The 26129-nt window shown below is 70.9% G+C and carries 27 protein-coding genes; 17 read left to right on the forward strand and 10 right to left on the reverse strand.

The features are described 5' to 3' along the window. The 9 genes from ABZ078_RS36350 to ABZ078_RS36390 all read left to right on the forward strand — a co-directional run. On the forward strand, positions 1-373 hold a 373-nt coding region (locus ABZ078_RS36350), incomplete at its 5' end, for a pantoate--beta-alanine ligase (RefSeq protein WP_356582551.1). After that, positions 370-2079 (forward strand): L-aspartate oxidase, encoded by a 1710-nt coding sequence (locus ABZ078_RS36355; protein WP_356582553.1) that lies wholly within the window; start codon positions 370-372, stop codon positions 2077-2079. The genes ABZ078_RS36350 and ABZ078_RS36355, both read left to right, overlap by 4 nt. Positions 2080-2084: 5 nt before the next feature. Continuing rightward, entirely contained in the window at positions 2085-3065 is a 981-nt protein-coding gene (gene nadC / locus ABZ078_RS36360; protein WP_356582554.1) for a carboxylating nicotinate-nucleotide diphosphorylase, read from the forward strand. Between the two features lie 8 nt (positions 3066-3073). Continuing rightward, positions 3074-3871, forward strand: a complete 798-nt coding sequence (locus ABZ078_RS36365; protein WP_356582556.1) for a type III pantothenate kinase — start codon at positions 3074-3076, stop codon at positions 3869-3871. Positions 3872-4207: 336 nt separating this feature from the next. Continuing rightward, a complete protein-coding gene (locus ABZ078_RS36370; protein ID WP_356582621.1) occupies positions 4208-4900 on the forward strand; it encodes a hypothetical protein in 693 nt (230 codons plus the stop codon). A 126-nt stretch (positions 4901-5026) separates the two neighbouring features. Continuing rightward, the gene (locus tag ABZ078_RS36375; RefSeq protein WP_356582558.1) at positions 5027-5206 is read left to right on the forward strand and encodes a hypothetical protein; all 180 of its coding nucleotides are present in this window, start codon (positions 5027-5029) and stop codon (positions 5204-5206) included. A 122-nt stretch (positions 5207-5328) separates the two neighbouring features. After that, on the forward strand, positions 5329-5871 hold the full coding sequence (locus ABZ078_RS36380) for a BlaI/MecI/CopY family transcriptional regulator (RefSeq protein WP_356582560.1): 543 nt from the start codon (positions 5329-5331) through the stop codon (positions 5869-5871). Between the two features lie 9 nt (positions 5872-5880). Then, complete coding sequence (locus ABZ078_RS36385; RefSeq protein ID WP_356582561.1) at positions 5881-6444, forward strand: amino-acid N-acetyltransferase; 564 nt, start codon at positions 5881-5883, stop codon at positions 6442-6444. Between the two features lie 225 nt (positions 6445-6669). After that, positions 6670-7005, forward strand: a complete 336-nt coding sequence (locus tag ABZ078_RS36390; RefSeq protein WP_356582563.1) for an Lsr2 family protein — start codon at positions 6670-6672, stop codon at positions 7003-7005. A gap of 25 nt (positions 7006-7030) precedes the next feature. Here ABZ078_RS36390 and ABZ078_RS36395 read toward each other — a convergent pair whose 3' ends face one another. Next, positions 7031-7780: an SCO3374 family protein gene (locus tag ABZ078_RS36395; RefSeq protein ID WP_356582565.1), complete on the reverse strand. Its 750-nt coding sequence runs from the start codon at positions 7778-7780 to the stop codon at positions 7031-7033. A gap of 432 nt (positions 7781-8212) precedes the next feature. On the opposite strand from ABZ078_RS36395, the gene ABZ078_RS36400 reads away from it, so the two are divergent. Continuing rightward, positions 8213-10738 (forward strand): ATP-dependent Clp protease ATP-binding subunit, encoded by a 2526-nt coding sequence (locus tag ABZ078_RS36400; RefSeq protein WP_356582567.1) that lies wholly within the window; start codon positions 8213-8215, stop codon positions 10736-10738. Between the two features lie 79 nt (positions 10739-10817). Here the strand turns inward: ABZ078_RS36400 and ABZ078_RS36405 are convergent, their stop codons facing one another. Beyond that, entirely contained in the window at positions 10818-11450 is a 633-nt protein-coding gene (locus ABZ078_RS36405) for an HAD family acid phosphatase (RefSeq protein WP_356582569.1), read from the reverse strand. Between the two features lie 495 nt (positions 11451-11945). Between ABZ078_RS36405 and ABZ078_RS36410 the strand changes: the two genes are divergently transcribed. Further along, on the forward strand, positions 11946-12566 hold the full coding sequence (locus tag ABZ078_RS36410; protein ID WP_356582571.1) for a M23 family metallopeptidase: 621 nt from the start codon (positions 11946-11948) through the stop codon (positions 12564-12566). A gap of 12 nt (positions 12567-12578) precedes the next feature. On the opposite strand, the gene ABZ078_RS36415 is transcribed toward ABZ078_RS36410, so the two are convergent. Then, positions 12579-13166: a helix-turn-helix domain-containing protein gene (locus ABZ078_RS36415; RefSeq protein WP_356582573.1), complete on the reverse strand. Its 588-nt coding sequence runs from the start codon at positions 13164-13166 to the stop codon at positions 12579-12581. A 119-nt stretch (positions 13167-13285) separates the two neighbouring features. On the opposite strand from ABZ078_RS36415, the gene ABZ078_RS36420 reads away from it, so the two are divergent. The 3 genes from ABZ078_RS36420 (at position 13286) to ABZ078_RS36430 (ending at position 15908) form a co-directional block, all read left to right on the forward strand. Next, positions 13286-14869 (forward strand): MDR family MFS transporter, encoded by a 1584-nt coding sequence (locus ABZ078_RS36420; RefSeq protein WP_356582575.1) that lies wholly within the window; start codon positions 13286-13288, stop codon positions 14867-14869. A 131-nt stretch (positions 14870-15000) separates the two neighbouring features. Beyond that, on the forward strand, positions 15001-15477 hold the full coding sequence (locus ABZ078_RS36425; RefSeq protein WP_356582577.1) for a helix-turn-helix transcriptional regulator: 477 nt from the start codon (positions 15001-15003) through the stop codon (positions 15475-15477). Beyond that, positions 15474-15908, forward strand: coding sequence for a VOC family protein (locus ABZ078_RS36430; protein ID WP_356582579.1), 435 nt, complete (start codon positions 15474-15476; stop codon positions 15906-15908). Before ABZ078_RS36425 ends, ABZ078_RS36430 begins: the two co-directional genes overlap by 4 nt. 20 nt (positions 15909-15928) lie before the next feature. On the opposite strand, the gene cseC is transcribed toward ABZ078_RS36430, so the two are convergent. From cseC to ABZ078_RS36455, 5 genes are all read right to left on the reverse strand, one after another. Continuing rightward, positions 15929-17365, reverse strand: coding sequence for a two-component system sensor histidine kinase CseC (gene cseC, locus ABZ078_RS36435; RefSeq protein WP_356582623.1), 1437 nt, complete (start codon positions 17363-17365; stop codon positions 15929-15931). Between the two features lie 80 nt (positions 17366-17445). Then, positions 17446-18150 carry a two-component system response regulator CseB gene (gene cseB, locus ABZ078_RS36440; RefSeq protein WP_356582581.1) on the reverse strand — a complete coding sequence of 235 codons (705 nt, stop codon included), beginning with the start codon at positions 18148-18150 and terminating at the stop codon, positions 17446-17448. 114 nt (positions 18151-18264) lie between these two features. Next, the gene (locus tag ABZ078_RS36445; RefSeq protein ID WP_356582625.1) at positions 18265-18870 is read right to left on the reverse strand and encodes a hypothetical protein; all 606 of its coding nucleotides are present in this window, start codon (positions 18868-18870) and stop codon (positions 18265-18267) included. Positions 18871-19001: 131 nt separating this feature from the next. After that, positions 19002-19541 carry a SigE family RNA polymerase sigma factor gene (locus tag ABZ078_RS36450; protein ID WP_003999062.1) on the reverse strand — a complete coding sequence of 180 codons (540 nt, stop codon included), beginning with the start codon at positions 19539-19541 and terminating at the stop codon, positions 19002-19004. Positions 19542-19844: 303 nt separating this feature from the next. After that, positions 19845-20780, reverse strand: coding sequence for an A/G-specific adenine glycosylase (locus ABZ078_RS36455; protein WP_356582583.1), 936 nt, complete (start codon positions 20778-20780; stop codon positions 19845-19847). A gap of 172 nt (positions 20781-20952) precedes the next feature. Between ABZ078_RS36455 and ABZ078_RS36460 the strand changes: the two genes are divergently transcribed. Then, on the forward strand, positions 20953-22581 hold the full coding sequence (locus ABZ078_RS36460) for a histidine kinase (RefSeq protein WP_356582585.1): 1629 nt from the start codon (positions 20953-20955) through the stop codon (positions 22579-22581). Continuing rightward, positions 22578-23234 (forward strand): response regulator transcription factor, encoded by a 657-nt coding sequence (locus tag ABZ078_RS36465; protein WP_356582627.1) that lies wholly within the window; start codon positions 22578-22580, stop codon positions 23232-23234. Before ABZ078_RS36460 ends, ABZ078_RS36465 begins: the two co-directional genes overlap by 4 nt. Positions 23235-23254: 20 nt before the next feature. Here ABZ078_RS36465 and ABZ078_RS36470 read toward each other — a convergent pair whose 3' ends face one another. After that, a complete protein-coding gene (locus ABZ078_RS36470) occupies positions 23255-23884 on the reverse strand; it encodes a phosphatase PAP2 family protein (RefSeq protein WP_356582587.1) in 630 nt (209 codons plus the stop codon). Between the two features lie 186 nt (positions 23885-24070). Between ABZ078_RS36470 and ABZ078_RS36475 the strand changes: the two genes are divergently transcribed. Next, positions 24071-24892, forward strand: a complete 822-nt coding sequence (locus ABZ078_RS36475) for a hypothetical protein (protein ID WP_356582589.1) — start codon at positions 24071-24073, stop codon at positions 24890-24892. Between the two features lie 84 nt (positions 24893-24976). Here ABZ078_RS36475 and disA read toward each other — a convergent pair whose 3' ends face one another. Beyond that, positions 24977-26101: a DNA integrity scanning diadenylate cyclase DisA gene (gene disA / locus ABZ078_RS36480; RefSeq protein ID WP_234765811.1), complete on the reverse strand. Its 1125-nt coding sequence runs from the start codon at positions 26099-26101 to the stop codon at positions 24977-24979. Positions 26102-26129 lie beyond the last annotated feature (28 nt).

Raw genomic sequence — 26129 nt, forward strand, 5'->3', positions numbered from 1 at the left:
GCCCGTTCTACCAGCCCTTCTCGAACATGCGGGCCACCTCGGCGATCCGCACCTCGTCACGCGCGCGCGTGCGGAGGCGCTCAGCGCCATAGGGGAATCCCGGGCGGCGGCCGACGCGCACGCCGTCGCCAAGGCCGTCCCCGGCGCCACGGCGGCCGTCCGCGCCGCCGCCCGCCTGGTCCTCGACGAGGCCGCCCGCCTCGACCCGCCGCTCGAACTGGACTACCTCGCGCTCGTCGACCCCGCGGACTTCACGGAGATCACCGAACTCGAGGACGACTACACCGGCGAGGCCGTCCTCGCCGTCGCCGCCCGGGTCGGGACGACCCGGCTGATCGACAACCTCCCCCTCACCTTCGGAGCCGCCTCGTGACCAGCACAGGCATACGACTGCACGCGCCCGCGCCCGGGTGGTCCATCTCCGCGGACGTCGTGGTCGTCGGCTCCGGCGTCGCCGGCCTCACCGCCGCCCTGCGCTGCGAGGCCGCCGGCCTGACGACGGTCGTCGTCACCAAGGCCCGCCTCGACGACGGCTCCACCCGCTGGGCCCAGGGCGGCATCGCCGCGGCCCTCGGCGAGGGCGACAGCCCCGAACAGCACCTGGACGACACCCTGGTCGCGGGCGCCGGCCTGTGCGACGAGGAAGCGGTCCGCCTCCTCGTCACCGAAGGCCCCGACGCCGTACGGCGGCTCATCGCGACGGGCGCGCACTTCGACGAGTCCGAGGAAGGCGGTCTGGAACTCACTCGCGAGGGCGGCCACCACCGCCGCCGTATCGCCCACGCGGGCGGCGACGCGACCGGCGCGGAGATCTCCCGCGCCCTCGTCGAGGCGGTACGCGCGCGTGGGCTGCGCACGATCGAGAACGCGCTCGTCCTCGACCTCCTGACGGACGCCGAGGGCCGTACGGCGGGCGTCACCCTGCACGTCATGGGCGAGGGCCAGCACGACGGCGTAGGGGCGGTCCACGCCCCCGCGGTGGTCCTCGCGACCGGCGGCATGGGCCAGGTCTTCTCGGCGACGACGAACCCGTCGGTGTCGACGGGCGACGGCGTCGCCCTCGCCCTGCGCGCGGGCGCCGAGGTCAGCGACCTGGAATTCGTCCAGTTCCACCCCACCGTCCTCTTCCTCGGCCCGGACGCGGAGGGCCAGCAGCCCCTGGTCTCCGAGGCGGTGCGCGGCGAGGGCGCCCACCTGGTCGACGCCGACGGCGTGCGCTTCATGGTCGGACAGCACGAACTCGCCGAACTGGCCCCCCGGGACATCGTCGCCAAGGGCATCATGCGGCGCATGCAGGAGAAGGACGCCGAGCACATGTTCCTCGACGCCCGCCACTTCGGCGCCGACATGTGGGAGCACCGCTTCCCGACGATCCTCGCCGCCTGCCGCGCCCACGGCATCGACCCGGTCCACGACCCCATCCCGATCGCCCCGGCCGCCCACTACGCCTCCGGCGGGGTGCGCACCGACTCCCACGGCCGTACGACCGTCCCCGGCCTGTACGCGTGCGGTGAGGTGGCCTGCACGGGCGTGCACGGCGCCAACCGCCTGGCCTCCAACTCGCTCCTCGAAGGGCTGGTCTATGCCGAGCGCATCGCGGTCGACATCGCCGAGGCCCGCGCGGCCGACGGCCTCCACGCGCGCGTGCCGCACCCGGTGCCCTACCCCGAGACCCCCGAGCACCCCCTGCTCACGCCCGAGGCCCGGTTCGCGATCCAGCGGATCATGACGGACGGCGCCGGCGTGCTGCGCTCCGCCGACTCCCTCGCCAAGGCCGCCGAGCAGCTCCAGCGGCTGCACACCGACGCCCGCGACGCGCTCGCCGAGAACGGCAAGACGGCCGAGCCCGGCGTCGACACCTGGGAGGCCACCAACCTCCTGTGCGTGGCACGTGTCCTGGTGGCCGCGGCGGAGATCCGCAACGAGACGCGCGGCTGCCACTGGCGCGAGGACCGCCCGGACCGTGACGACACGACCTGGCGCCGCCACATCGTCGTACGCCTGAACCCCGACCGCACACTGGCCGTGCACACCACCGACACCGCAGACTTCTCCCCGACCCGGCCCCAGGAGCAGTGACAGAAGTGACCAGCCCCGACCTTCCCCTCGCCTCGACCGGAGGCTGCGGCGACGAGTGCGCCTGCGGTGCGGACACCGACGGTGAGGCGTACCTGGAGTGCGGCCTCGACCCCGCGCTCGCCCAGCTCCTCGCCGACGCGGGGCTCGACCCCGTGGAGATCGAGGACATCGCCCATGTGGCCATCCAGGAGGACCTGGCCCACGGTGTGGACGTGACGACGGTCGCGACCATCCCCGAGGACGCGGTCGCCACCGCCGACTTCGTCGCGCGTGAGGCGGGCGTGGTGGCGGGCCTCAGGGTCGCCGAAGCGGTCGTCTCGATCGTCTGCGAGGACGAGTTCGAGGTGGAACGCCACGTGGAGGACGGCGACCGCGTGTCGGAGGGCCACAAGCTCCTCTCGATCACCACCCGCACCCGAGACCTCCTCACGGCCGAACGCAGCGCGCTGAACATCCTGTGCCGCCTGTCGGGCATCGCGACGGCCACGCGCGCGTGGGCGGACGTACTGGACGGCACGAAGGCGAAGGTCCGCGACACCCGCAAGACGACGCCGGGCCTGCGCGCGCTGGAGAAGTACGCGGTGCGCTGCGGAGGCGGAGTGAACCACCGCATGTCCCTCTCCGACGCGGCCCTGGTGAAGGACAACCACGTAGTGGCCGCGGGCGGCGTGGCCCAGGCGTTCAAGGCGGTCCGCGAAGCCTTCCCCGACCTCCCCATCGAGGTCGAGGTGGACACCCTCCACCAGCTCCGCGAGGTGGTGGACGCGGGCGCGGACCTGATCCTCCTGGACAACTTCACGCCGGGCGAGTGCGAGGAGGCGGTGGCGATCGTGCACGGCCGAGCGGCCCTCGAAGCATCGGGCCGCCTGACCCTCGACAACGCCAGGGCGTACGCCGACACGGGCGTCGACTACCTGGCCGTAGGCGCCCTCACCCACTCCTCGCCGATCCTGGACATCGGCCTGGACCTGCGAGCGGCGGAGTAGGAACGGGCATGCTCCTCACCATCGACGTAGGCAACACCCACACCGTCCTCGGCCTGTTCGACGGCGAGGACATCGTCGAACACTGGCGTATCTCCACGGACGCCCGCCGCACCGCCGACGAACTGGCGGTCCTGCTCCAGGGCCTGATGGGCATGCACCCCCTCCTGGGTGACGAACTGGGCGACGGCATCGACGGCATCGCCATCTGCGCGACGGTCCCCTCGGTCCTGCACGAACTGCGCGAGGTGACCCGCCGCTACTACGGCGACGTCCCCGCGGTCCTCGTCGAACCGGGCGTGAAGACGGGCGTACCGATCCTCACGGACAACCCCAAGGAGGTCGGCGCCGACCGCATCATCAACTCGGTGGCGGCGGTCGACCTCTACGGCGGCCCGGCCATCGTCGTCGACTTCGGGACGGCGACGACGTTCGACGCGGTGAGCGCGCGCGGCGAGTACATCGGCGGCGTCATCGCCCCCGGCATCGAGATCTCGGTCGAGGCCCTGGGCGTACGCGGCGCCCAACTCCGCAAGATCGAGGTGGCCCGCCCCCGCAGCGTCATCGGCAAGAACACCGTCGAGGCCATGCAGTCCGGCATCGTCTACGGCTTCGCCGGCCAGGTGGACGGCGTGGTCAACCGCATGGCCCGTGAACTGGCGGACGACCCCGAAGACGTCACCGTCATCGCGACGGGCGGCCTGGCCCCCATGGTCCTGGGCGAATCCTCGGTCATCGACGAACACGAGCCGTGGCTGACCCTCATCGGCCTACGCCTGGTGTACGAACGAAACGTCTCCCGCATGTGACCCCATCGGCCGAGCCGCCGTGAAGTGAGGCGAACCCCCTTCCCGCCGCAGTCGCCCACGGCGGGACGGGGGACACCCCCGGCACGTCCCCGACCCCGACCCACAACCCACCCGCAGGCGCTGCCCGCACCCCCACCGAACCCGCACAGGCGCCGCAGGCATCAACGCGCCCCCACCGGACACCCGCGGGCCGCCGCGGGCACCCCCGCCCAACCGCCGGAGGCACCCGCCCCCACCCGAGTGGCTCCCCACGCCACACCCACCCCGCTATGCCGCGTTTGTCTGATTAGCGCGTATCGTCGGCGCATGCCCACGCCACACGGATCCCGCGGCGGCATGGCGTTCGGCGCGGAGGAACTGCGCGTGCTCCGCCGCGCTCTCGCCCTTGCCCTTCACTCCAGCCCCTCCTCGGCCGAGGACGCCCAGGACTGTCGCCGCCTCGCCGAGTCGCTCGACGAGGCGATGCGCGAGGGCGCCCGGCTGCGCGCTTTCTTGGTGGCCGACCTCGCCCGCTACCGCGCCGCCCTCCCCGGTGCCGCAGCCGGCTACCTCACGCTCCTCGAGGAGGCCCTCGCCGCCGGGTACACCCCGGACCCCGACGACCTGGCCGCCCTCCGGTCCCTGCATGGCAACCCCACCGGAGCCACCCTCCTCCGCCGCTGCCGGACACTCGCCGAAGAGGACGTACGGGCCCGTCTCGCGCACGGCACCGCCCACCCGGCCCCCCTCGCCACGCCGGCCATCCCCGCGTCCCGCACCCACCTCCACGCCCTCCCCGGCGGCCTCTCCGACGCATCACCCGGCACCCCGGTCGCCCTCCCCGCCCAGGACGCAGGCCAGGACCCCACCAAGCCACCCCGCAAGAAGCCCGCCGAAAAACCGGCCGCCCCCAAACCCGGCCCCGGCCCCGAGCCCACCCCCGCCGCTCCGAAGCCGGCACGCCCCATCCCCACCCCCGGCGAGGTCTTCCCCCGCCGCAAACCGACCGCTCCGCCCGCGAACCCTCCCCAGCAGCTCGCGGCAGGCTGACGGCGGCCGGGCGGCGGCGCGAGGCATCGCAGCGCGTCGCCACTGAAACACCCGGCCCCGGCCACCCCCCGACAACCCCCGCAACCCCACGCCCGCCGCCTCCCACCCCCTGGCTACCCTGGACGCATGGACTACGTCTCCGCACTCCTCCCGCCGGCCGTCATGGCCGTGTTCTTCATCGGCGTGATCAGGGTGATCGTGAAGACCCAGGGCGGAGCCAACAAGGCCAAGGAGGACGCGGCCGTGGACGCCGCCCTCGCACGCGCGGAGGGCACCCGCCAGGCCTCCGTGAACCCGGACGCCTGAGCCTTTCGGTCTCCGCCGACGGCCCGACGCTTCTCGACCGAACGCCCCTTTTGCCCTGTTCAGTCATAAAAAACGCACGTCCGGTACGCCAGCACCCGGATCTCCCACTATTGTTCTGAACTGTGCCTCGCCCCTTGGGAGAACTCGAAGACGCGGTCATGACGCGGGTGTGGAAGTGGAACCGCCCGGTGACCGTTCGAGAAGTCCTGGAAGATCTCCAGCAGGAACGGTCCATCGCGTACACCACCGTGATGACCGTTTTGGACAATCTCCATCAGAAGGGCTGGGTACGCCGCGAAGCGGAAGGCCGGGCCTATCGATATGAGGCGGTCTCCACGCGAGCCGCCTACGCGGCCGCACTGATGAACGACGCCTGGTCGCAGAGCGACAACCCCGCCGCCGCACTCGTCGCCTTCTTCGGCATGATGAGCGAGGAACAGCGCCAGGCCCTGCGAGACGCCGTACGCATCGCCCAGGGCCCGCAAACCCCCGAACCAGCGGAACCGCCCGATACCCGCCGGGCAACAGGCACCGATACCGGCGGCACCGATACCAACACCGTCGATACCGGCACCGCCGATACCGCCGCCGATACGCCCCCGGATACCCGCCCCGATACCCGCCCCGAGAACCCCGGCTCGGCGCAGGAGCCCGGCGGGCGATAGCGTCCGCTCATGTCAGCAGAGAGACACTCGGCCGAGAACCCCGCGGCGGAGAGCCCAGAAGTGCACGCAAAAGCCATCACCGTCCGTCGGGCCCGCACCAGCGATGTCGCCGCGGTGCGTCGTCTCCTCGACGAGTACGTCCAGCGCCGCATCCTGCTCGACAAAGCCACGGTCACGCTTTACGAGGACATCCAGGAGTTCTGGGTCGCGGAACGCGACGACAACGGCGAGGTCGTCGGCTGCGGCGCGCTGCACGTGATGTGGGAAGACCTGGCGGAAGTCCGCACTCTCGCCGTGAAGCCCGGTCTGAAGGGCGCCGGCGTCGGTCATCAGTTGCTGGAGAAGTTGCTGCACACCGCGCGCTGGCTCGGCGTTCGCCGCGTTTTCTGCCTGACCTTCGAAGTGGACTTCTTCGGCAAGCACGGCTTCGTCGAGATCGGCGAGACACCCGTTGACACCGATGTCTACGCGGAGCTGCTGCGTTCCTATGACGAGGGCGTGGCGGAGTTCCTCGGTCTCGAACGAGTGAAACCGAACACCTTGGGCAACAGCCGGATGCTTCTGCATCTGTGATCGTCAGCCCCTATTCCGGCGGACGGCCCTGCCCGGGTGCCCTATGTCCGAAACGCGCATGTTTCCGGGCCGGGGTCGGCCTGTGGGTCTCTCCCGAGGGTTTGTGTTTTTCCAGCAAAAGCGGTTTGCTTTCCGACGTACTGCAGTACTGCATATAACAGGGGACGGTGAAACGGCGGACGCCGCAGACCCCCGGCCCTCAAGATATCGATGAAAGGAAATCCGGTGGCACAGAAGGTTCAGGTCCTTCTTGTCGACGACCTCGACGGCGGCGAGGCGGACGAGACCGTGACGTTCGCGCTGGACGGCAAGACGTACGAGATCGATCTCACGACTGCCAATGCGGACAAGCTCCGTGGCCTTCTCGAGCCTTACGTGAAGGGCGGTCGTCGTACCGGAGGCCGCGCTTCGGGTGGTCGCGGAAAGGCGCGCGCCACTTCCGGCGGCAGCCAGGACACCGCGCAGATCCGCGCGTGGGCGAAGGAGAACGGATACGAGGTCAACGACCGCGGCCGCGTCCCGGCGTCCATTCGTGAGGCATACGAGAAGGCCAACGCCTGATCCGAGGCTCAAGGCACAGCCGGCTCTACGGACAGGCCGACGGCTGCGCGCACGCGCGTCGCAGTCGCAGGCGGTGGCAGTGCGTCGCCACCGTGCCCAGAACCCGTACGAGATCGGGGGCGCCCCCACCGCCCCCGAGGGCCGACAGCGTCGGCAGCGAGGCCTCGACCTCGCCCCCAGGCTCGGGGGGTCGCAGCCACACGGCGGCCCCCTGCACGGCGGCGGAGCGGCCCAGGGGAAGCGGCCGCACCCCGCCGGGCCCCTGCGGACCAGGGCCGTGCGGTACGGCCATGACCGTCCCCTGCCCGGACGGCACCGTCCCCTGCCCGGACGGCACCGTACCCTGCCCGGGCGGCAGCGGCGCCTCCATGAGGTCGCCCTCGCCGAGCGCCGTCAGATCCAGGGGCAGCGTCCCCCACTCCAGCCAGTCCAGCACCCCGGGCACCTCCCCTGCGCTGCCCGCGGCCACGAGCAGCCGCATCCGGTCGCCCCGGACGGCCACCGGGGAGCCCGGCGTCAGATGGCGCAGTGCCGTGTGCCCCGCCTCGGCCGGGACGTCCAGGACGTCGAAGCGCACGCCCACCCGAAGGCGCACCGGCGACCCCGGCGCCCCGGGCACCACCGGCCAGCCCAGTTCGTTCTCGTACCACCGGCGGACCTGATCGCTCGGATCGAGCGGCCGACGAGGGAGGGGAATCGTGGCGAACTCTGTGGCGAGATCCGCGACTGGATCCGTGACGGGATCCGTAATGAGCGTGGGGCAGGTGCCAGCCATGCCAAGTGCAACCGCCGAAAGAGCGTGCGGGTTACGCTGAGTGTCCTAATGGACACGTGGAGTGCTGATAAGGGGGCGTACGGGGGGTGCGGGGAGGCGCAAGGTTGTTCGCCCGTAGCGGAGGGAACCGGGGGGCGCGGCATGGAGTGTCAGTCCCAGCGGGTAAGACATCCCTAGTGGGAGGGGGCGACACGCAGTACAGGCCGTCTCGCGTTCGCCATCGGCGTACTGATGGCGGGGGTAACTGCCTGGCCTGCGGGAACATCGTCTCGCACCATCGGGTTGGAGCAGATGTCGGCGTTAGCGGGGTCAGGAGGCCATCGACGGTGTCGGCAGTTGGAATGAGCGGTCCCCGCTTGCGGGACTAAGCTGCGGAAGGACAGGGAGGGGAAGTTCCCCCCACTGCCTGACCGCTCTGAGGAGCGATTAACGATGTTCGAGAGGTTCACCGACCGCGCGCGGCGGGTTGTCGTCCTGGCTCAGGAAGAAGCCCGGATGCTCAACCACAACTACATCGGCACCGAGCACATCCTCCTGGGCCTGATCCACGAGGGTGAGGGTGTCGCCGCCAAGGCCCTTGAGAGCCTCGGGATTTCGCTCGAGGCGGTCCGCCAGCAGGTGGAGGAGATCATCGGTCAGGGCCAGCAGGCCCCGTCCGGGCACATCCCCTTCACCCCCCGTGCCAAGAAGGTCCTGGAGCTGTCGCTCCGCGAGGCCCTTCAGCTGGGCCACAACTACATCGGCACGGAGCACATCCTGCTCGGCCTGATCCGCGAGGGCGAGGGCGTCGCCGCCCAGGTCCTGGTCAAGCTGGGCGCAGATCTCAACCGGGTGCGGCAGCAGGTCATCCAGCTGCTCTCCGGCTACCAGGGCAAGGAGACCGCCGCCGCCGGCGGGCCTGCCGAGGGCACGCCCTCGACGTCCCTGGTCCTCGACCAGTTCGGCCGGAACCTCACCCAGGCCGCTCGTGAGTCCAAGCTCGACCCGGTCATCGGGCGCGAGAAGGAGATCGAGCGGGTCATGCAGGTGCTGTCCCGCCGTACGAAGAACAACCCGGTCCTGATCGGTGAGCCCGGCGTCGGCAAGACGGCCGTCGTCGAGGGCCTCGCCCAGGCCATCGTCAAGGGCGAGGTGCCCGAGACCCTCAAGGACAAGCACCTCTACACCCTGGACCTCGGCGCGCTGGTCGCCGGCTCCCGCTACCGCGGTGACTTCGAGGAGCGCCTGAAGAAGGTGCTCAAGGAGATCCGCACCCGCGGCGACATCATCCTGTTCATCGACGAGCTCCACACGCTGGTCGGTGCGGGTGCCGCCGAGGGCGCCATCGACGCGGCGAGCATCCTCAAGCCGATGCTGGCCCGCGGTGAGCTGCAGACCATCGGTGCGACCACGCTGGACGAGTACCGCAAGCACCTGGAGAAGGACGCGGCCCTGGAGCGCCGCTTCCAGCCCATCCAGGTCGCCGAGCCGTCCCTGCCGCACACGATCGAGATCCTCAAGGGTCTGCGCGACCGGTACGAGGCCCACCACCGGGTCTCCATCACCGACGAGGCGCTGGTCCAGGCCGCCACCCTGGCCGACCGGTACATCTCGGACCGCTTCCTGCCGGACAAGGCGATCGACCTGATCGACGAGGCCGGTTCGAGGATGCGCATCCGCCGGATGACCGCGCCGCCGGACCTGCGCGAGTTCGACGAGAAGATCGCCGGTGTCCGCCGCGACAAGGAGTCCGCGATCGACTCGCAGGACTTCGAGAAGGCCGCCTCCCTCCGCGACAAGGAGAAGCAGCTCCTGGCCGCCAAGGCCAAGCGGGAGAAGGAGTGGAAGGCCGGCGACATGGACGTCGTCGCCGAGGTCGACGGCGAGCTGATCGCCGAGGTCCTCGCGACCGCCACCGGCATCCCGGTCTTCAAGCTGACCGAGGAGGAGTCCTCGCGTCTGCTGCGCATGGAGGACGAGCTCCACAAGCGGGTCATCGGCCAGAACGACGCCGTCAAGGCGCTGTCGAAGGCGATCCGCCGTACGCGTGCCGGTCTGAAGGACCCGAAGCGCCCCGGTGGTTCGTTCATCTTCGCCGGCCCGTCCGGTGTCGGTAAGACCGAGCTGTCCAAGGCGCTCGCCGAGTTCCTCTTCGGTGACGAGGACGCGCTGATCTCCCTCGACATGTCGGAGTTCAGCGAGAAGCACACGGTGTCGCGTCTGTTCGGTTCGCCCCCCGGCTACGTGGGCTACGAAGAGGGCGGCCAGCTGACCGAGAAGGTCCGCCGCAAGCCGTTCTCCGTCGTCCTCTTCGACGAGGTCGAGAAGGCCCACCCGGACATCTTCAACTCGCTGCTGCAGATCCTGGAGGACGGTCGCCTGACCGACTCCCAGGGCCGGGTCGTGGACTTCAAGAACACGGTCATCATCATGACGACCAACCTCGGCACCCGGGACATCTCCAAGGGCTTCAACCTGGGCTTCGCGGCCTCGGGCGACACGAAGACCAACTACGAGCGCATGAAGAACAAGGTCTCGGACGAGCTCAAGCAGCACTTCCGGCCCGAGTTCCTCAACCGCGTCGACGACGTGGTCGTCTTCCCGCAGCTGACCCAGGACGACATCCTGCGGATCGTCGACCTGATGATCGGCAAGGTGGACGAGCGCCTGAAGGACCGGGACATGGGCATCGAGCTCTCCCAGTCCGCCAAGGAGCTGCTGTCCAAGAAGGGTTACGACCCGGTGCTGGGTGCGCGTCCGCTGCGTCGCACGATCCAGCGCGAGATCGAGGACTCGCTGTCGGAGAAGATCCTCTTCGGCGAGCTGCGCCCCGGTCACATCGTGGTCGTCGACACCGAGGGCGAGGGCGAGACCAAGACCTTCACCTTCCGCGGTGAGGAGAAGTCGGCCCTGCCGGACGTCCCGCCGATCGAGCAGGCGGCCGGCCCGGGCGGGCCGAACCTGAGCAAGGAGGCCTGACCCTCAGCGGGTTGAGCCGAAGAAAGGGGCCGGTGCTTGTCCGCACCGGCCCCTTTCGCATGCCTTTGGAGCGGACGGACTACGACAACTGCCCGTCGTAGTCCGGCAGCTTGAACGTCTTCTCGGCGTGGCCACCCGAGAGGTCGGTGGCGCTGTTGCCGATGTTCGCGATGATCGTGTAGCCCTTCGACTCGATGTCGACGCGCTGGGCCGTCTTGTACTCGGCGACGTTCTTGAAGAGGTCGAGGAAGTTGCGCACGTACAGCCCGGACACCCGATAGCCGACGTGCTTGAGGTTGTAGTCGGTGACCGAGGAGATGATGCCCGGGCGGGCGGTCACGAAGAACAGGGAGACGCCGTGCTCCTGGGCGTACTCGGCGACCTCCAGGACCGGCTCGTTGGCCGGCTGCGGGTAGCTGAAGCCGAAGTCCGTCTCCAGGGTGGTGTTGTCGATGTCGAGGACGATCGCCTGCTTCTCACCCGGCCCGGAGTTCGCGATCCGCTGCTTCAGATAGGGCAGCGCCTGGTCCATCACCGCCTGGCAGTCCTTCTGCCAGGTGTCGTAGTCGACGTCCTGTGCCACGGCCGTCGTGGTGGCCGTGGAGGTGCCGGTTGTGGTCGTGGCGGCCTCGGCGGGGACCGCGAGGGCCACGAGAGCGGTCGCGGAGACGGTGCCGGCCGCGATTCTGCGCGCCCAGGGGCGAAGCGTCATGTGGGGGGTCCTCTCACGTCACGTGCGCTGGTTTGTCGCGTGCATGTTCGTGCGCAAGGATGACCCGCGGGGAACCAGCGGGTTACCGGACGGTAGCTCAACTTGAGGCGTGGCTCACATAGTTGGGCCGGGATTTGTTACCGAAAGGCGGGGTGGGCGGCGTAGCCCCCGTCACATTCCGAGGTCTCTCGATTGCGTACGGCGGTGACATGCCGCACAGGCGATTTGTCCGTTACTAGCGGGAATAGTGGAAACGGGTAGACGGACAAAAGGGGCGTACGCCTCGAAAACTGACGGTGGATTTCGGTATCAGTACTGGTTCGTCCGTATTGGGCGCTCTGTCAAGATGCAGCGATTTTTATGACGGAGTACTAGCTTCTGTCGTAGCTGAGGGGTTTTGGGCTTCGGGGGTGCGCGGGTTACCAAGGGATGGCCATCCGGCGACCGCCTGTGCGTCGGGTGGTTTTCTCTGTCGTCATCCCCATGAGGTTTCGTATGTCCCCGCGCTTCACGTTCCGTCCGTCCCGTACGTCCTCGTTCCGCACCCGTGCCGCTGTCCTGGCCGCCGGCCTGGGGGCCTCGGTCGTGCTGGGCGCCGGGGGTGCGGTCGCCGCCGAGATGAACGCCGCCACCGGTGTCTCCACCGCCGTGCAGGCGCAGAGCGCCGCCGTGAAGAAGGCCGCCGCCAAGAAGGCCGCGTCCTGGGTGAGCCCGGTGAAGAAGTACACGAAGACCGCCAGCTTCGCGCAGAACGGCGCCAGGTGGCAGTCCACCCACAGCGGGCAGGACTTCGCCGTCCCGAGCGGCACCCCGGTCCTGGCCGCGCACGGCGGCACCGTCGTCAAGGCCGGCGGCAACGGCGCCGGTGACGGTCCCGCGTACGGCAACGCCATCGTCATCAAGCACGGCAACGGGACCTACTCCCAGTACGCCCACCTCTCGCGCATCGGCGTGAAGGTCGGCCAGGTCGTCAAGACCGGCCAGGAGATAGGCCGGTCCGGCAACACCGGTAACTCCAGCGGGCCGCACCTGCACTTCGAGATCCGTACGACCGCCAACTACGGCACCGCGGTCGACCCCGTGGCCTTCCTGCGGGCCAAGGGCCTGAAGATCTGAGACGCCGGACCGTCAGTCGCCCCTGTGCGACCGGGTGATCAGATCCGTGGCGACCTCAAGGACGGCCTTGCGCTTGTCCTCGGGGTCGCCTTCGAGGTCCTGCAGCAGGAACATCCCGGCGTGCATCGTGAACAGGGCGCTGACGCAGCGGACCTGGTCGACGAGATCGGCGTCCGGGTCGACGATGATGTCCCGCATGCTGAGCATGCGGCTCTTGAACATCTCGCCGATGCTCAGCTCGCGGACCGTCGCCTGGTTCTCCTGCATGAAGCGGAACAGCGGTGCCGCGTCGGTCAGGGCCTGGCCGTAGCGGCGTACGATCTCCTGCTTGGTCTCGAGTGACTGCGGCTGCCGTCTGCCCCACTCGATGAGATCCTCGATCGGCTGCGTCAGGTCCTCGAAGAGGCTGACGATGATCTCTTCCTTGGTCTTGAAGTGGTAGTACAGGGCCGCTTTCGTGACCTCCAGGCGCTCGGCGATCTCGCGCAGGGAGGTCTTCTCGTAGCCCTGCTCGGCGAAGAGTTCGAGGGCCACGTCCTGGATGCGCTGGCGGGTGTTCCCGCGGCGCCGCTGCTTGGTGCCGTCCATGGTGCCACCCATCCTCGTACGTCCTCGGCTTTCCCAAAAACTTACTTGACGCCCGGCTAGTTACGCCTCTACTTTTCCCTAGTGTAGACAGCTAGCCGGGCGGCAAGTAAGTAGCCGGGGGAGTGGGAACCATGGCGGACACGAAGGCAGTCGGGACAGGGACGGCCGAACAGGCCGGAAAGCAGCCCAGGAGCGTCAGAGTCGTGCTGCTCGCGCTCATGATCACGATGATGCTCGCGATGCTCGACAACATGATCGTGGGCACGGCGATGCCGACGATCGTGGGCGAGCTGGGCGGGCTGGAACATCTGTCATGGGTCGTGACGGCGTACACCCTGGCCACCGCGGCCTCCACTCCGCTGTGGGGCAAGCTCGGTGACATGTACGGGCGCAAGGGCGTCTTCATGTCGTCGATCGTGCTGTTCCTGATCGGGTCCGCGCTGAGCGGCATGGCCCAGGACATGGGGCAGCTCATCGCGTTCCGGGCGGTTCAGGGGCTCGGCGCCGGTGGTCTGATGGTCGGCGTCATGGCGATCATCGGGGACCTGATACCGCCGCGGGAGCGGGGCAAGTACCAGGGCATGATGGCCGGCGTGATGGCGCTCGCGATGATCGGCGGGCCGCTGCTCGGCGGCACCATCACCGACCACTGGGGCTGGCGCTGGGCGTTCTACATCAACCTGCCGCTCGGCGTCGTGGCGCTCACCGCGATCAGCGCCGTCCTGCACCTGCCGAAGAAGCGGGCCCAGGCACGCATCGACTATCCGGGCGCGGCACTGCTGACCGTGGGCATCACGGCCATCGTCCTGGTCACCACGTGGGGCGGTACGGAGTACGCCTGGACGTCCGCGCGCATCATGGAGCTCACCGGCATCGGCGTCGCGGCGCTGGTCGGGTTCGTGATCTGGCAGACCAAGGCGGCCGAGCCGGTCCTGCCGCTGCACATCTTCCGCAGCCGCAACTTCACCCTGATGTCCGTCATCGGCTTCATCACCGGCTTCGTGATGTTCGGCGCGACGCTGTTCCTGCCGCTCTACCAGCAGTCGGTGCAGGGCGCGTCCGCGACCAACTCCGGGCTGCTGCTCCTGCCGATGCTGGGCGCGATGCTCGTGACGTCGATGGTGGCGGGGCGGGTGACCACGAACACCGGGCGGTACAAGGTGTTCCCGGTCGTCGGCAGTGTGCTGATGGTCGCCGGTCTGTACCTGCTGTCGCTGATGGACACCGACACCAGCCGGCTCACCTCCGGTGTGTACATGGCCGTCGTCGGCTTGGGCATGGGCTGCCTGATGCAGATCACGATGCTGGTCGCGCAGAACAGCGTCGAGATGAAGGACATGGGCGTCGCGTCCTCGTCCACCACTCTCTTCCGCACGCTCGGCTCCTCGTTCGGCGTCGCCGTCATGGGCGCGCTGTTCAACAGCCGGGTGCAGGACGTCATGGCCGAGCGCGCCGGAGCGCTGGGGGCGAAGGCGACCGAGCAGTCGGCCCAGCTGGACGCGTCGGGCCTGGCGAAGCTGCCGGAGGCCGTCCGCGAGGCGTATCAGCAAGCGGTGTCGGCCGGCACGCACTCGGCGTTCCTGCTCGGGGCCGTCGTGGCGGTCGTGGCGCTGGTGGCGGCCGTCTTCGTGAAGGAGGTCCCGCTGAGGGGGGCGGGGCCGAAGGCGGAGACGCAGGACGCCCCGACTCCGACGCCCGTGGTCGAGGCCGTCTGACCTGTCGGGCGGCGTCCGAGCGGCGTCCGAGCGACGTCCGACCCGCTGACCGAGGAGAAGGCCCCCGGCGGTGTCCGCCCGGGGGCCTTCGCCGTACGCCGATGTCAGTGCCGCGTGCCACCATCGGCACCATGGACAAGACGCGGCTCCTGCGGCTGGCGAAGGACGCCATGGACCGTGACTGGGCCGACCCGGAGCTGGACCTGGAGGCGGTGGCCGCCCATGCCGGCTACTCGCGCCATCACTTCATCCGGGTCTTCAAGGAGGCGTACGGCGAGACGCCCGGCCAGTACCTGACCCACCGCCGCATCGAGCGCGCCGAGGAACTCCTGCGCAGCGCCGATCTCTCGGTCACCGAGATCTGCCACCTGGTCGGCTTCAGCAGCCTCGGCACCTTCTCCGCCCGCTTCAAGGCGCGCACCGGGCTGACACCGAGCGAGTACCGGAGCAGGCACGTCGGCCGCGGGGCGGCCCTCATCCCCGGGTGCTACGCGATGCTGTGGGCCGGCGGCTTCCCCACCGCAACTTTGAAGAAGCGCCCCGAGCCCGGCCCCGCCTACGGTGACGAGCAGGAACCGACACCCTCCGACAGGAGAGCAGAGCCATGATCAAGGGCCTGGGCATCACCACCGTATGGACCTTCGACCAGCAGCGCACGAAGGCCTTCTTCACCGAGAAACTCGACTTCGAGGTGCGCAACGACCTGTCCATGGGCGACATGCGCTGGGTCACCGTCGGCGCCAAGGACCAGCCGGAGGTGGAGCTGGCCCTGATGAGCCTCGACGGGCCGGGCCTCGACCCCGAGTCCTCCGAGGCACTGAAGACGCTGGTCGGCAAGGGCGTCATCGGAGCGGGCGCGTTCCGGACCGACGACTGCCGGGGGGACTACGAGACCTTCAGGGCGCGCGGGGTGGAGTTCATCCAGGAGCCGCAGGAGCGGCCGTACGGGATCGAGGCGATCTTCCGCGACGACAACGGCAACTGGTACTCGCTGACCGAGCGGAGCGAGGAGCTCGACTTCTCCAAGTCGTTCGGGTGAGCCGTCGGTGAGCTCCCGCGCTACGGCAGCATCGGGTAGCTCCCCGTGTTCGTCGGCGCGTGCTCCGGGAGCCAGAGGACGGCCACCGCGCCCTCCGCGGGCACATGATCCGGGGCGCCCGCGTGGCGTACGTTGCGGAAGGTCAGCCGGGCACCCAGGACCCGCGCCTGACCTGCCGCGATCGTCAGACCGAGGCCGTGCCCGTGGCCCGCGCGGTCGCTGCTGCCGGTGCGGAAGCGGCTGGGACCCTCGGCGAGCAGGTCCTCCGGGAAACCGGGACCGTGGTCGCGGACCCGGATGACCCGGCCCTCGACCGTCACCTCGATCGGCGGCCGGCCGTGGCGTGCCGCGTTCGCCAGCAGGTTGAACAGCACCCGCTCCAGGCGCCGCGGGTCGGTCGTCACCTCCGACTCGTGCACGACCCGCACCTCGATCTCGGGATCCTTCGCCGCGACCCGCCGGCTGACGAACTCGCCCAGCATGATGTCCTGCAACTCGGCCCGCTCCGAGGCGCTGTCCAGCCGGGCCACCTCAAGGACGTCCTCGACGAGCGTGCGCATGGCCTTCGCCCGGTCCAGCACCAGTTCGGTGGGCCGGCCCGGCGGCAGCAGCTCGGCCGCCGTCAGCAGACCGGTCACCGGCGTGCGCAGCTCGTGCGCGATGTCCGCCGTGACCCGCCGCTCCGCCTCCAGCCGCTGCTGAAGCGCGTCCGCCATCGCGTCCACCGCGCTCGCCAGATCATCGGTCTCGTCCCGGACGACACCCCCGATGGCGTCCCGCACCCGCACGTCCGGCTCGCCGCTCGCGACCTGGTTCGCCGCGGCCGCCGCCTTGCGCAGCCGGCGCGAGAGCTGCCCGCCGATGAGCACACCGAGCGCGCTGCCGCCGAGGACGACCGAGATGGACCCGATGATCATGGCCTGGTCGAGGCGGTTGAGGATGTGCTCACTGCGGTCGGTCCAGCCGGTGCGCAGCGACAGGACCTTGCCGTTGTTGAGCGGTACGGCCGCCCAGATGTCGGGCGCGCCGCTCGGCGTGTCGGTCACGTACGTCGCCCGCCGGCCCTGCTCGGCCTTCTCCCGCAGCGCCGCCGGCAGCTCGGGGTCGTCGATCGCGGCGTTCGGGAAGTTCAGCCGCTTGGACTGCTCGTAGTTGCGCTGGGCGATCTGGACGCGCTCGTCCGCGAGGTCGCGCGCGCTGTCCAGCATCGAGACCCGGGCCTGGTTGTGCACGACGAGGCTCAGCACGATCGCCACGAGCGCGCCGACCAGCGCGATCGCCGCGCTCAGCTTCCACCTCAGGCCCGTACGAATGGCCACCCGGCTGTGGGCGCGGCGGCCCGTGCGCCTGCTCACGCCGGTGCCCGCACGGCCGCCCAGCACGGAAGTGCCCGTATGACCACCCGCACCACCGCCCGCGCCCGCTCCCGTACGGATACCTGGTCCGTGCCCCGCCATGTCCGCCGGGTCGGTGAGTTCCGTACCCACCGCGCCGGACGCAGCCGGGCGTCTGAACATCCCCCGCACGACCGCCCCGCTCAGGCCTTCAACTTGTAGCCGAAGCCACGGACCGTCTCGATGCGGTCCTGGCCGATCTTCTGCCGCAGCCGCTGCACATGGACGTCGACGACCCGGGTGTCCCCGCCCCAGCCGTAGTCCCACACCCGCTCCAGCAGCTTGTCCCGCGACAGCACCGTGCCCGGAGCGGAGGAGAACTCCAGCAGCAGCCGCATCTCGGTCGGCGTGAGCGCCACCGGCTGCCCCGCCCTGCGCACCTCCATGCCCTCGGTGTCGATCTCCAGATCGCCGAAGGCCAGCATCCCGCCGGTGGCGGCCGACTCCGCCTCGTCCGCCCGGTCGGCGCCGCTCGCGTGGCCGAAGCGGCGCAGCACGGCGCGGATCCGCGCGACCAGCACCGCACCGTCGAACGGCTTGGTCACGTAGTCGTCCGCGCCCGCCTCCAGACCCAGCACCACGTCGATGGAGTCCGCGCGCGCCGAGAGCATGATCACCGGCACGGTCGACTCGTCACGGATACGGCGGCACAGGCTGACCCCGTCCAGGCCCGGGACCATCACGTCCAGCAACGCGATGTCGGGCCGGTTCGCCCGGAACGCCTCAAGGCCCGACAGCCCGTCGGGCATGGCGGTGACCGCGAAGCCGTCCCGCTCCAGCGCGAGCTGGGTGGCCTCACGGATGACGTCGTCGTCCTCGACGAACAGGACGTGGGTCTGGTCTGCCATCCCGGTGCTCTCAGTCCTCGTGTGCCGTGTGTTTCTGTGGGGTGCGTCGTGCCCGTCCACTTCAGGGACGCGTGGACCGGGCGACGCGTTCACTGCCGCCGGGGCGGGCGGCCCTCAGCCGTCGGGCGTCGCCGACGCGCCCCCTCCGCCGAGGTTGCCGTAGTCGGTGCGCGTGCTGTACTTGCGGACGAAGCGGCCGGACGTCCACAGGTAGGAGACCACGTACTCGCTGGACGGGTTCGACAGCGCGTCGTCCTTCGCGTACACCTGCTTGGTCACCACCAGGAGGCCACGGTCGATCTCCGCGTAGACCGGCGGTTCCTCCGTCTTGAAGACATTGTGGTACGCGCCGCTCTGCTCGCGGTACACGTACGAGGCCACGCCGACCGCGTCGCCGCAGGACAGGACGTTGACCACGATGTCGTCCGCCGGTCCGCCCGTGAGATCGCCGTACGACACGTCGATGGGGTACTGGTCGGACACGCACGGCTTCAGCTCGCGCTTGACCTGCGCGGAGACCGCGGGGTCCGCCTTGACCAGGCGGACGGCCTCCTTCGGGTCCGGTACCGGCGTGGCGGAGGGCGAGGGCGTGGGCGCGAGGGACGACGAGGCGGCCGAGCCGCCCGCCGCATCGGCGCGTGCCGGACCCTCGTCACGGGCGCCGGTGCCGCCGGTGGCGCACCCGGAGACGAAAAGGGCGAGGGCGACGACCACGGCCATCGCCGTGAACGCCGCCTGGAGGGTTCCCCGGACATGTGCGGGTCCGGGTGAGCCGGGGCCGATGTCGTCGGCACCCCCGTCGGCGCCCCTGTCACCGCCGTCCGTGTGCCCGGTGCCGCCCGCCGTCGTGCCTAGGCCGCGCAACGCTCCCGCTCCTCACGCTCCAGCGCGCGTGCGTCCAGATCGCGGCTCTCCAGCTCCTCGCGGAGCCGGGCGAGCGCCCGGTGCAGCGTGCTCTTGACCGTTCCGGCCGACATGCCGAGGGCGGCGGCCGTCTCCTCCGTGGACATCTGCTCCCAGTGTCGCAGCACCACGACGCTGCGCTGCTTGGGAGCCAGCACCTTCATGATGTCCATCAGCAGGGCGCGGTCCGCGTGCTGCTCGGTGGAGTCGTCGACCGAGGCGTCCGGGAGCTGCTCGGTCGGCACCTCCTCCAGCTTGCGGGCCCGCCACCACTCGGTCCGGGTGTTGATCATCACCCGGCGCAGGTAGGCGTCCGCGAGCCGCTTGTCCGCTATGCCGTCCCAGCGGTGGTACGTCCGCACCAGCGCCGTCTGCAGCAGGTCCTGGGCGTCCACCGGGTCCGGGACCAGTCGGCGGGCGCTGCGCAGCAGCGCGTCCTGCCGGGTGCGGACGTACTCCTCGAACTCGAGCACCTCTCCCTGCGCCATGCTGACCGCCTCCCGGTTCCCCGTTCCCGACCGGCTTGTCCGCCGTCGGTTCCACTGCCTGTGCTTCGTAGCCGTCCCCGCTTGCCGGGTACGGGAATGAAGCTACGGAGGCGTTGTCACGGGCCTGTCCGAAGCAGCCTGCGGCTAGCGCTCGGCTGTCCGTCGGTTGTGTAACGGAAGAAGGAAAGGGGCAAAACGCCCGACTGCTTGGTGTGGCTATGGGGCGATTTGGCCGTGTGATGGCCGTGCGGTGGCTGTGTGCTCGGTGTTGCAGAGACTCCCGGGCTGTGATGTGACTGTGCGTCAGGTCAGCGGCAGCCGGTACGTCCCACCGGGCAGCGGCTCCACCAGCCCGTCCGCGACCAGACCGTCCAGGGCGCGGGCCCGCTGCACCGGCTCGTGCCACACCCGGTCGAGGGCCGCCTGCGGAACGGGCGCGTGGGCCTCCCGCAGCACGGCGAGCAGCTTGCCGCGCACCTGACGGTCGGTTCCGGCGTACGTCTGCCCGCGGCGAGGCGGCCCGTCGTGCTCCGGCTTCCCGGCCAGCCGCCAGGCGCACTGGGCGGCGATCGGGCAGCGGTGGCACGACTCGTTCTTGGCGGTGCACACCAGCGCGCCGAGCTCCATGGAGGCCGCCGCCCAGCGCGCGGCGGTGCGCTCGTTCTCGGGCAGCAGGGCGCGGGCGAGCTTGCGTTCGGCGGCCGTGGTGGCGTTCGGCGGGTACTGGACGCCGGTGACGGCGCGGGCGAAGACCCGGCGGACGTTGGTGTCCAGGACGGGGTGCCGCTGACCGTAGGCGAAGGAGGCGACCGCCGCGGCCGTGTACTCGCCGATGCCGGGCAGGGCGAGGAGCTGGGCGTGGTCGGTCGGTACGTCTCCGCCGTGCCGTTCCGCTATGGCCACGGCGGCACCGTGCAGCCGCAGCGCGCGGCGCGGGTAGCCGAGCCGGCCCCAGGCGCGCACGGCCTCGCCGGGAGCGTCCTTGGCCAGGTCGGCGGGGCGGGGCCAGCGGGACAGCCACTGTTCGTAGACGGGCAGGACGCGGTTCACGGGCGTCTGCTGCAGCATGAACTCGCTGACCATCACACCCCAGGGGCCGGCTTCGGGGCGCCGCCAGGGGAGGTCGCGGGCGTTCTCGTCGAACCAGTCGATGACGGTTTCTTGCAGGGGCTGAGCCAGGGGGGCGCCGGAGCCGGCGTCGGCGGAATGGCTGTGCGGGGATTTCGTGGGCGCAGTCATGACCTTCCGATCCTGCCACGTCGGGGGCGGTCGGGTGGGTAGGCGGCGGTGCCGGTGCGTTTGTGGCTGCGCAAGTGTGGTGGGCCGAGTTCCCGGACGTGCCTCAAAGAGCGCACCGCACCTGACGATCGGCAGCAGTCGCACCCCGCCCCCCGCTTGTAGCGTCGGACGGATGGAACGTCCTCGCATATGGCGGGCCTGCCTCCTGTGGGCCGTCCTCGCGTTGCCCGCGGTCACGGCCGACCGGCTCGGGATGAACGAACCGCGAGCCCTGTGGCAGCAGTCGGCCGGGCTCGTCGTGCTCGCCGCCGCGGTCGCCGTGGCCCGGTGGCGTCCGTCGGCGGCGTTCGGGCTGACGGCCGTACTCAGCCTGGCCGCCGCCCCCGCCCTGTTCACCGTCTCCTATGGCCCGGCGCTCGGCGTCTTCGCGCTGCTGCTCGGTCTGCGCGCGCAAGGGGTGCGCCCGGCGGCGGTCGTCTTCGGGGCCGTCGGCTGTCTCGGTACGGCGCGGATCGCGCTCCTCGGGGTCGATCCGGCGCCGGAATGGGTGGTGCTGACGGGCACGCTGATCTTCGGCTGCGTCTTCCCCTGGCTCGGTGGCCGCTACTGGCGGCAGAACCGGCGGCTGGCCGAGGCCGGCTGGACGCGGGCCGCGCGTCTGGAGGGCGAGCGGCGCATCGCCGAGGAGCGCGCCCGGCTGCGCGAGCGGGCCAGGATCGCCCAGGACATGCACGACTGTCTGGGCCACGAACTGAGCCTGATCGCCCTGCGCGCGGGCGCCCTCCAAGTGGCCCCGGACCTCCCGGACCGCCACCGCGCCGCCGCCGCCGACCTGCGCGCGGCCGCCGCCGACGCCACCGAGCGGCTCCAGCGCATCATCGGCGTCCTGCGCGAGGACGACGAGCCGCTCCCGCTGACGCCGCCGGGGGAGAGCGTGGAGCAACTCGTGGCCCGCGCCGCCGAGTCCGGGCTGCCGGTGCGGTGGGAGCCGGGCGCGGACGGCACGGCGGCGCGGCGGCTGGGCGGCGGGGTCGCCGAGCGGATCCTGTACCGGGTGGTCCGCGAGGCGCTGACCAACGCGGCCCGGCATGCGCCGGGCGCCGAGGTCACCGTGGCCGCGACCAGGGACGACGAGGGCACGAGGGTCACGGTGACCAGCGGGCGGGGCTCCGTGCCCGGTGGTGTGGCGCCGGTCGCGCCGACGGGGTGGTGCGCCGAGTCCGGCACGGCGGACGGCCCGTCTTCCGGCGGCTCGGGTCTTCCGTCCCTCCGCGCCGCCGTCACCGCGGTCGGCGGTGACTTCGAGGCCGGGCCGTACGCGGGCGGCTTCCGTGTGCGGGCCCACGTCCCCGAGCAGGCTGTCGCCACGGCCGCGGGGCCCGCCCCTGACCCGTACGCCCCCTTCACCCACGCCCGCCGCCGCATCGCCCACGCCTTCGCGGCCGCCGCCGGAGCGGGCGTCGTGCTCGTGGGCGGAGGGTTCGCCTGGTACGCGTACACGGAGACCCACTCGGTGCTGCCGCCCGCGGCGTACGCCGAGTTGCGGCTCGGGGCCACGGCCGCCGACATCGCTCGCCTCCTGCCGGACCGCACGGTGCGGGACGCGCCCGTGGAGCGCGCGCCCGCGCCGCCCGCGCAGGGCGGTGACTGCCGCTACTACCGCGCGAGCGGCGAACTCCTCGTCTCCGTCGACCACTTCAGGCTCTGCTTCGACGACGAGGGGCGGCTGGTCACCAAGGACGTGATCCCCCGAGCCGGTCTTTCCCCACGCCCTGCCATGGATGAGGAGTCCGTGTGGTGATCCGCGTACTGCTGGCCGACGACGAGGCGATGGTGCGGGCCGGGGTGCGTGCCATCCTGGCGAGCGGCGGTGAGACCGAGGTCGTCGCCGAGGCGGGCGACGGGCGCGAGGCGGTCGAGCTGGCCCGGGCGCACCGGCCGGACGTGGCCCTGCTGGACATCCGCATGCCCCGCCTGGACGGACTCGCCGCGGCGGAGGAGATCGTACGGACCGCCCCCGGCACGGCCGTGGCGATGCTCACCACCTTCTCCGAACAGGAGTACGTGGCCCGTGCCCTCGGCGGCGGCGCCACCGGCTTCCTGCTGAAGTCGGGGGACCCCTACGAACTGATCGCGGGCGTACGGGCGGTGGCGGGCGGCGCGGCCTTCCTGTCGCCGAAGGTGGCGCGGTACGTCATCGACGGACTGGGCGGCAGCGGCGGACGACTCGGCCGCGAGGCCACCGCACGCGCGCGCGTGGCCGGGCTCAGCCCCCGTGAGCGCGAGGTGCTCGGGCTGGTCGGCGCGGGCCTGTCCAACCCGGAGATCGCCGCCCGGCTGCATCTCGTCGAGGGCACGGTGAAGGCATATGTGAGCGCGGTGCTCGACCGGTTGGGGGTGCGCAACCGGGTGCAGGCGGCGATCGTGGCGTACGAGGCGGGGCTGGTGCGGTAGCCGCGCGGTTCGGCGGCTGTTCACGGGCGGTACGGCGACCGGGACTCGCCCTGCCCGGTCAGCCACCGTACGAACGCCGGCGCCGACGCCGTACGCATCGCCTCCACCAGCCGGGTCGCCGGGTGGGCGGCCAGTCGTACGGCCGACATGGCGACCAGCGCGCCGAGGGCGAGGCCGGCGACGACGTCGTGCGGGTAGTGGACGCCGACGAAGACGCGGGAGAAGGCCAGGAGGAGGGCCGACGGCGCCGTCAGCCAGAGCAGCGCGCGTCCGGTCAGGGCCAGGGCGACGGCCGCCGCGCCCGCGATGGTGGCGTGGTTGCTGGGGAAGGACCAGTCGCCGGGCGGCGGGCAACTGCTGAGCGCGGCCGTCGCTCCCGGCACCGCCCGGCACGGACGCTCCTGTGTGACCACGGACTTGAGGAGCTCACTGCACAGGTACGCCAGGCCCGTGGCCACAGGTGCAAGGGCCGCGATCGCGAATGCCCGGGGTGTGCCCCGCCTGGCCCGCCACCAGGTGATGACGAACAGCGCGGCGAACAGCAGCAGTCCGGCATCCGTCCCCGTCTCGGCGGTGTGCTGTACCCACGTTGGGGTGTCGTGGGCGAAGCCGGTGATGTCCCGATAGAGCTCGGCGTCCTCGAAGTCCATGGTCACGGACCGTAGGCGGCGGGCCGATACCGTCACATCCTGCGATCGTCAGGTGCCGCGCCTGACGGAAGACAGGGGTGCCGCGGTCGCCGCCGGACGGTTTCCGGGATGATGATCCGGAAAAGTTGTGGCTCTCGGCGGCGGGTGGAGCCAGGGAACGCACCGATCTCTCGTACAGTTTGCGCCGTGGGATCTCTGCGCAATCCGGTCGGGCCGCTTCCCTCCACCATCTACTGGCGACGGAGGGCCGTACTGCTGTCTGTGGTCGCCCTGTTGGCGTTGCTGGTCACCTGGGTGTTCGCTTCGGGCGGCGGAGGCGGCAAGAACAACGCCGACGGATCCGACGGCAAGAATCCCGCCCCCTCGACGATCACACCGGGCCCGTCGGGTTCGGGGCCGGCGATCAGTCAGGCGCCGGGCGGCCGCGAGGAGTCGACCGCCGGTGGGGACTCCGGTGGCTCGGGCTCGGGCTCCGGGGACGGCGGCGGATCCGGCACGGGGTCCGGGGACTCCGGTGGGTCCGGTGGCCTGGGCAGCGGAGCCGCGGGTGGCGGCTCGGGCAGCGGCGTCGGCGTGGACGACACGCTCGCCGCCGGCTCCACCTTGCCCAACTGCATCTCGGGGCAGGCGAAGTTGACGGTGAAAAGCCTGCACAACGCGTACGAGCCCGGCCGGACGCCCGCCCTGCTGCTGACCGCGACGAACTCCTCCGCCTACGACTGCAAGATCGATCTGGGCCCGAAGAACGCCGTGGTGACCATCACCCAGGCGGGAGCCCAGGACGCCTTCTGGTCCTCCGCCGACTGCCCCGAGGTCTCCGGCAGCCTGGTGTACCGGGTGCCCGCCAAGTCCAGCATCACGTACACGGTGAAGTGGGCCCGCACCGCGAGCGCTCCGCAGTGCGCGACGCCTTCCGCGGGGTCGGCCCCGGCGGGGACGTATCTGGTGGAGGCGAAGGCACCGGGGTTCGCGACGGCGCAGACGTCGTTCGTGCTGGAGAACGACTAGTCGCGGTGCGGTGCCACGCCGTGGGCGGTGGCCGGGAGCGGTTGCCCCTGGCTCAGCCGGGTGCGGTCGCCCGGGGTCCACGGCTCAGACGTACCGCTCCAGAATCGAGCTCTCCGCCAGCCGTGACAGCCCTTCGCGCACGCTGCGCGCCCGGGCCTCGCCGACGCCGTCCACCGTCTGGAGGTCGTCCACGCTGGCGGCGAGCAGCTTCTGCAGGCCGCCGAAGTGCTCCACCAGACGGTCGATGATCGCGCCCGGCAGCCGCGGCACCTTGGCCAGCAGACGGAAGCCGCGCGGGGAGACCGCCGAGTCCAGCGCCTCCGGGGAGCCGGTGTAGCCCAACGCCCTCGCGACCGTGGGGAGTTCCAGGAGCTCGGCGTGGGTGAGGGCGTCCAGCTCGTACAGCGCCTCGTCGACCGTGCGGGACCGCTTGGCGGTGGGCTCGGGGACGTAGTCGCGCACGACGAGCTCGCGCTCGGGCTCCACGCCCGCGATCAACTCGTCGAGCTGGAGCGCCAGAAGGCGGCCGTCCGTGCCCAGCTCCACCACGTACTCCGCGATCTCGGTCGCGATCCGGCGCACCATCTCCAGCCGCTGGGCCACCGCCGAGACGTCGCGGACCGTCACCAGGTCCTCGATCTCCAGGGCTGACAACGTTCCCGCGACCTCGTCGAGGCGGAGCTTGTAGCGCTCCAGGGTCGCCAGGGCCTGGTTGGCGCGGGAGAGGATCGCCGCGGAGTCCTCCAGGACGCGGCGCTGGCCGTCGACGTAGAGCGCGATGAGCCGCATCGACTGGGAGACCGAGACGACCGGGAAGCCGACCTGCTTGCTGACCCGGTCCGCCGTACGGTGCCGGGTGCCCGTCTCCTCCGTGGGGATCGTCGGGTCCGGGACGAGCTGGACGCCCGCGCGCAGGATCTTGGACAGGTCGGAGGACAGCACGATGCCGCCGTCGAGCTTGCACAGCTCCCGCAGCCGCGTCGCCGTGAACTCGACATCCAGGACAAAACCGCCCGTGCACATCGCCTCGACGGTCTTGTCGGAGCCGAGCACGATGAGTCCGCCGGTATTGCCGCGGAGGATCCGTTCCAAGCCGTCGCGCAGGGCCGTGCCGGGTGCCACGGCGCTCAGTGAGGCGCGCATCAGGCCATCGGCACCGGAGCTCCCACCGGACTTTCCGGGAGCTGCTGCCCGGTCGTTGGCTGCCACTGCACTCCTCCGGTCGCAGGTTCGAGGC

Source organism: Streptomyces sp. NPDC006385 (assembly GCF_040612485.1).
GTDB lineage: Bacteria > Actinomycetota > Actinomycetes > Streptomycetales > Streptomycetaceae > Streptomyces.